Annotated in this window: 4 protein-coding genes and 1 pseudogene; 2 read left to right on the top strand and 3 right to left on the bottom strand. The window is 64.1% G+C overall.

Features of this window, described 5'->3' with window-relative positions:
* A pseudogene (locus AC5JJ6_RS36125) lies at window positions 1-640 on the top strand (hypothetical protein); the annotation flags it as partial.
* 334 nt (window positions 641-974) lie between these two features.
* Window positions 975-2,837, top strand: coding sequence for a glycoside hydrolase family 2 protein (locus tag AC5JJ6_RS36120; RefSeq protein ID WP_496046665.1), 1,863 nt, complete (start codon window positions 975-977; stop codon window positions 2,835-2,837).
* Window positions 2,838-2,901: 64 nt separating this feature from the next.
* On the opposite strand, the gene AC5JJ6_RS36115 is transcribed toward AC5JJ6_RS36120, so the two are convergent.
* The 3 genes from AC5JJ6_RS36115 to AC5JJ6_RS36105 are packed head-to-tail and all read right to left on the bottom strand — an operon-like array spanning window position 2,902 to window position 6,086.
* Window positions 2,902-3,789 carry a hypothetical protein gene (locus AC5JJ6_RS36115; protein ID WP_496046664.1) on the bottom strand — a complete coding sequence of 296 codons (888 nt, stop codon included), beginning with the start codon at window positions 3,787-3,789 and terminating at the stop codon, window positions 2,902-2,904.
* A gap of 12 nt (window positions 3,790-3,801) precedes the next feature.
* Window positions 3,802-4,506 (bottom strand): HAD family hydrolase, encoded by a 705-nt coding sequence (locus tag AC5JJ6_RS36110; protein WP_496046663.1) that lies wholly within the window; start codon window positions 4,504-4,506, stop codon window positions 3,802-3,804.
* Between the two features lie 8 nt (window positions 4,507-4,514).
* Window positions 4,515-6,086, bottom strand: coding sequence for a mannitol dehydrogenase family protein (locus tag AC5JJ6_RS36105; protein WP_496046666.1), 1,572 nt, complete (start codon window positions 6,084-6,086; stop codon window positions 4,515-4,517).
* Window positions 6,087-6,348: the final 262 nt, after the last annotated feature.

Here is a 6,348-nt window from a genome sequence, read left to right as displayed (position 1 = left end):
CCCGACAGCCACCGAGGTCACAAGCGATTCAGACAAAGAGAAAACCGCTCTAGAGATCTATCTCTGCTACGGCTTGGTCATCGGCCTCGGCATCGGCCTCGGCATCGGCTTCGCCTACGTGCCGGCGACAGCCGCCGTGCAGCGCTGGTTCGTTGCCTGGCGCGGCCTCGCCTCAGGCATGGCGGCGGCTGGCATCGGCGTCGGCACGGCGCTGGTGCCGCCAGCGGCCTGGGCGGCCGCGGCCCTCGGCGGCTGGCGCGCGGCCTTCGCCGCGGCTGACGAGATCGGCCGGGAGGCCACTTTCCTCGGCTGCGCCGCCGCGGTGGTCGGGCTGACCGCGCTCTGGGCGATGGCCGATGGCCACCTGCTGCTGATCGCCTTCGCCATCGGCTTCGGCGCGGCCTATGGCGGCTCTGTCGCGCTGCTGCCGGCGGTGACGGCCGATCGCTTCGGCCGCCGCGGCGTGGGAGGGATCATCGGCGTACTGTTTACCGAGCGCGGCATTGCGCTGCTCGTCGCCGCGCCGGCGCTTGCCCTGTTGACGGACTGGACCGGGTGGTACGCAGTGCCGCTGGGTGTGATGGCGCTAGCCGGCGGCTGCGGTGTGGCGCTGCTAGCGGTCGTACCGCGATCGTTGTAGGCTCGCTTCCCGCCCGACGAGGGCTATAAAGCCGCCGTCAATGGCGACACCGCAACGAGGTCCCAAGCCGACCGAGGCGGTCAGTCCCTTGCGATAAGGCCCGCCTGTGGCAAGTAAGCGTTTAACAGGAGCGATGTGCTTCAGTCCGGCGCGGCTGTAAGGTTGCGCGGCCTGAAGGCAGGCTGCATGCCTGCTACACAGGTGCCCAGTGTTGGAGGCGAGGGAACATCACCGGCTAACGGACGAGATCGGCAGCTACGCGCCCATGCCGGCCAGCCCGACATTGATTGCGCCCAAGACCCCTCCATGACCTACTCGCCCAAGGATTCGAATGTTGGACGCAACCGTTGACTGGGCAGTGGCCCAGCACCCTCAGGCCCAGCTTCGTCGGTCTGGTTGGGTCGATCTGCGGGGCCCCTGGGGCTTCGCCTTTGACGACGAGGACCGTGGCATCCAGGAGGGTTGGCCGAGGCGCGCCGAAGCCTTCGATCGGGAGATCCTCGTCCCCTTCCCACCCGAGTCCCCAGCGAGCGGCATCCAGGAGCGAGGCTACCACCCGCTCGTTTGGTATCGCCGCGTGTTCGAACTCCCGCCAGCCGGGCGAGCGCCTCGGCTGCATCTGACCTTCGGCGCGGTGGACTACGAGGCCCAGGTCTGGGTCAATGGCCAGTTCGCCGGGCGTCACGAGGGAGGGCACACACCGTTCACCCTCGATATCACCGCCTGCCTCTCTCCCGAAACCGAGCAGGTCATCGTCGTGCGCGCCTACGACGACCCGCTGGATCTGACCCAGCCGCGCGGGAAGCAGTACTGGGATCCGGAGCCGGCAGAGATCTGGTACCACCGGACCACAGGTATCTGGCAGCCGGTCTGGCTGGAGCCGTTGGGCGAAGCCTTCATCGAAGAGGTGCGGTGGACTGCCGATCCGGACCGCTTCGCCGCCCAAATGCGCCTGCGGGTAGGCGGGCGCGCAGCCAAGGCGACCCAACTCCGCCTGCGCCTTTCGCTCCGCGGGCGACCGCTCGTGAACGACATCTATGACTTGGACGGGGCGGTACTGGATCGTGAGATCGTTTTGCCCCGTCGCATGCACCGTGTCCAAGCGATTTGCTGGGCGCCCCACCATCCCCACCTGATCGACGCCTCGATTGAGCTGTTGGCGGCCGACGGCTCCGTGCTCGACCGGGTCGAAAGCTACTTCGGCCTACGCCGAATTGAAGCCGTGGACGGCCGGCTGCTGCTGAACGGCGTGCCACTGTTCCTCCGCTTGGTGCTGTCCCAGAACTATTGGCCGCAGTCGCATCTGGCGCCGCCAAGCGACGAGGCCATCCGGCGGGAGGTGGAGCTCGTCAAGGAGCTCGGTTTCAACGGCGTGCGCATCCACCAGAAGATCGAGGACCCGCGGTTCCTCTACTGGTGTGACCGCCTGGGCGTGCTTGTCTGGGGTGAGGCAGCCAATGCCTTCCAGTTCGACGAACGAGCCGCCCAACGGCTGTTCCGTGAGTGGGCAGACGCGGTCCGGCGCGACTACAATCACCCCTGCATCATCACCTGGGTCCCGTTGAATGAGAGCTGGGGCGTGCCGGACCTGGAGCACGATCCGGCCCAGCGTGCGTACGTGAAGGCGCTGTACCACCTGACGAAGACGCTGGACTCTACGCGCCCAGTGATCGGCAACGATGGCTGGCAGAACGCCATCGGTGACATCTTCGGTGTGCACGACTACGCCATGGACCCCGCCAGGCTGACCGAGCGCTACGGCTCTGCCGAAGCGCTCCAGCGCACCTTCGAGGCGCTCCGCCCGGCACATAACCGCCTACTGGTCGACGGCCAAACCTTCGAGCAGCAGCCAGTAGTGGTCAGCGAGTTCGGCGGCCTCAGCATCAAGCCTGGCGAGGGAGAGAACTGGTATGGCTATGCCACGACGAATGATGCGCAGGAGCTGCTGGTGCTCTATGGGGCGCTAGTCGGGACCTTGCTAGACAGCACCGGAATCGCGGGCTTCTGCTACACCCAGCTCACCGACACCGAGCAGGAGACCAATGGCCTGTTGACTGCCGCCCGCGAGCCCAAGCTGGATATCGCCACCATCCGGGCAATCACTTCCCGCCCGGCTAGGTCCGTCCCAAGCGAGATCCTGGATGCCATCTTCCAGCACGAGGTCGCAAGACGGCGTGCGAACCAGGCGAAGGAATAGCCTCGCGGTGACGGCTACTTGGACAAGGCTGAGCAGGCGCGAGATTGCGCAGCACACAGGTTTCCTAGCTGGGAGAAGTTGGGAAGCCCCCGACGCGGTAGGGTGTCCATTCAAACGACGGAGCCTGATGCTCCACAATCCAGCGCATGACCTTCGGGTCGCGCGGGAGCAGGTAGCGCCAGCCCTCGGTCAGATCGACCAGCAGTTCGTCAGCACCGATTTGCTTTTCCTGCAGGTCCGAGCCGATGCCGGCAAAGGTCGCCATGCGCTGTCCGCATTGCTGACTCGCAAGGATGCGGTCTGACTCCTCGTTTACGCGGCGACCGAGATCCACATCCCTGAACTGGCCCACCGGCCGCGTGTGAAGGACCGGGACACCGTCGATGATGCCAATGTCGCGGTAGTCGAGAAGCTTCGGCCAGACGGAGTCGAGCCCCCAACCCCAGCCTGTCGTTGACAAGTCGAGGGTCGGAAGCAATCGCTCCAGCGTTGCGCCACTGAAGCCGGGCACCATGATCTCCACAAAGCCGACACGCCGGGCAAAAAAGCTTCGGTTTCGCATGGTGGCGTAGTGCGCGTAGTGGGATGCTTCGTGCAAGCCCGGCGCGAAGAGCTGGAAGCGCAGCGCCCGTGCCGCATTGAACATGGCGCTGATCGTATCTTGGCTAGCGAGGATGTCGTCATCGGGCAGCCAGATGAAATCGTATTGCCGCCAACCATCCCAATCGTTCAGCAGCTGCCGCAAGCCCGTCCATTTGGGGCCGGGGATGACATTTCCCGTAATGCAGTCAATATCTGTTTGTGGCAGCAGCTCTTGGAACGGACAAAGATAGAGATCCCAGTCGCGTGGCTTTCCGGGATCGACCCAGCAGCGATGCAGTGAGTTACGTCCGACACGCGCCAGAACCAAATTTCTACCCATAACCCCTGTTCCCTCAGCCTTGCCGGCCATAGCCGGCGCAGTTCATGTCCAAGGTGGCGGCGAGAAAATAAGTGGTCGCACCGCATGCAGGTCGGTGGCGATCAGGGCACATCTCTCCCGCATCTCATTGGTTGGCGGCAGCAGGTCCGGCACCATGATCACGGTCGCGCCGGCCGCATAGGCTGCGCGCACGCCGTTGTAGGAATCCTCGAGCGCCAGGCAGTGTTCCGCCCGCATGCCGAGCTTTTGAGCTGCCTGCATGAACAGATCTGGATGCGGCTTGCCGCGAGCGACATCATCACGGGTCACGATCGCGTCAAACCGGCCCAAGATGCCAGTGCTACGAAGATGATGTTCCGCCTTGACCCGGCTCGAGGATGTCGCAACTGCCTTCGGCATTTCCAACTCCTCGAGATGCGAGAGAAGGCAGCGCACGCCCGGTTTCAGCCGCAGCGCACCGGCCTCGATCATGGCATCCATGTGTCGGCTCGCCGCTGCCAGGTAGTCTTCGGCAGGAAAGCCCGGACCGAAGCGTTCCTGCACGAGAACACGGCAACGGTCGGCCGGAACACCGATCATCGCGTAGCGGAAGCTCTCCGGCGCCGAGATACCCATTTCGATCGCGGCCTGCTCCAGGCCCCGCATAGCCAGGCTCTCGGTGTCCATCAGCAGGCCATCCATGTCGAAGAGCACGGCCTTGATGCGTAACGCTTCCACGTGAGCTGTATCCGTATCCTGGGAGGTCATTTGTATTCTCACCTGCCACCCTGTTTGGGAGCGGCCAACAAAGCCTTGACAGTGGCATGGGGCCCCATGCGCTGCAGATTGCCAACCGCCTGCGTCAGGCCGACCCGGAACGCTTCAAGCCGCGGCAGGTCGCGCCCGAACACGTCTTCCATCGCCAACACCGAGGCAGTGAGGCGCTCTGCGTCACCCCCCGCAGCGGCACCCAACGCCTGCATGCGCCCAATCAGCGGATCCTCAGTTTCCGCGGCATGACCGTGGCCGACACATCCCGATGCGCAGCAGATCCAGGCCGCAACGGCGAGCAGCGTACAGGGTGCTGGACGGCCGGCCTCCAGGTTCTCCTGCAACGAGGCGAGTAGGCGTGGTTGCAGCTTCTCCGAGCCATTGCGGCCAACCCGGCTGAGTTGATGTGCGATGCTGGGATTGCGCCAGCGCTGCATAAGCTGATGGGCATAGGCGTTGATGTCGTGTCTGCTCGGCGGCAGCGTCGGCTGTTGCTCCGCCAGCATGAAGCGCAGGGCGTAGGCGGCGAAGACTGGATCCTCCACAAACTCTGCGACGACCTGCATCCCGGCCAGCGACCCGAGATAGGCGATTGCCATATGCGTGCCGTTGAGCAGCCGCAACTTGGAGGCTTCCCAAGGCGCCACGTCCGGCACGAACTCCGCACCGGCTGCCTCCCAGGCGGGACGCGGACCGGCGAAATCCTCGATGACCCATTGACGGAATGGCTCGGCGCAGACCGGCGCAGCATCGAACATGCCAAGCGCCGCCGCAGCATCGCCCATATCGGCCTCGGTCGTCGCCGGCGTGATGCGGTCCACCATCGAGCACGGGAACTGCACCGAACTGGCAATCCAGCCAGCGAGCTCGTCATCGAACAGCGCCGCATAATCGATCGCGGCCTGGCGCAGGATCCGGCCATTCCCATGCAGGTTGTCGCAGGACAACACGACAGGAGGGCGCCGGCCCGCCTTGTGGATTTTCGCCAGTCCAGCCACGAGAACACCCAGCGCACTGCAGGGCAGAGGTCCGTGCAGATCCTTCTGAATATCAGGATGGTGAACGGCGAGCCGCTCGGTAGCCGGGTCCAGGCAGTAGCCCGAGGAAGTCACCGTCAGCGTCACGAGGCGGATCGCCGGGTCGGTGAAACGGGCCAAGAGGGCAGCCGGGTTCTCTTGCGCGAAGACGACCTCGCTGAGGGTGCCAATCACTGTAGCGCCGGCGCCGTGCAGGCCACGCTCAAGCAAGGTGTAGAGGCCATCCTGCGGCTGCAGGGCATCCCGCATGGTGGGCCGCTGCAGGCTTGCGGAGATGATGCCCCATGCGGGCGGAATGGCGCCCGGTTTGGCTTCGATGGCCCGCTGGGTAAAGACGGCCTGGTGGGCACGATGAAAGGCCCCGCAGCCAAGATGCAGGATCCCGGGACGGAGTGCGGCCACGTCGAAGCCTGGACGGCGTACCGTACGCGGCAGGTCTCGCAGCGTCGCCAGCGACAAGCGCGGCGATGCGTCGGCCCGCGAGCTTATGCCGGCAGCAGATTCGAGAGATGAGACTTTCAGGGGAGAGAGATGGACCACTTGCGACAACCTTTCGGGTCTCCATGAAAAGGAGCCCCAATCAAGGCTACGTTAAGCTTTTTTTAGTGGGCAGAGTTCCAAGCTGTTCCTGAACGAATACCATAATTATGAGATGTTCGCTGACGTACATTGGGCCAAATTGATACTATTATCGATCGTTTACTTCAGGTGACCTCAATTATTCGGGGAAGCAACGTGGTAACGGGGGTTAGAGCATTTCAGGTTTAGTCGAACGCGTAGCCTGAGTTGGCAAGGTAGTTCT

Source organism: Skermanella sp. (genome assembly GCF_059503625.1).
The sequence above is the reverse complement of the archived record's forward strand: the minus strand, read 5'-3'. Positions and strand labels throughout refer to the sequence as shown.

Bases quoted from the DNA above. Each gene is read 5' to 3' on its own strand.
- AC5JJ6_RS36115 (WP_496046664.1), bottom strand. From the start codon at position 3,789: ATGGCCGGCAAGGCTGAGGGAACAGGGGTTATGGGTAGAAATTTGGTT.
- AC5JJ6_RS36110 (WP_496046663.1), bottom strand. From the start codon at position 4,506: ATGACCTCCCAGGATACGGATACAGCTCACGTGGAAGCGTTACGCATC.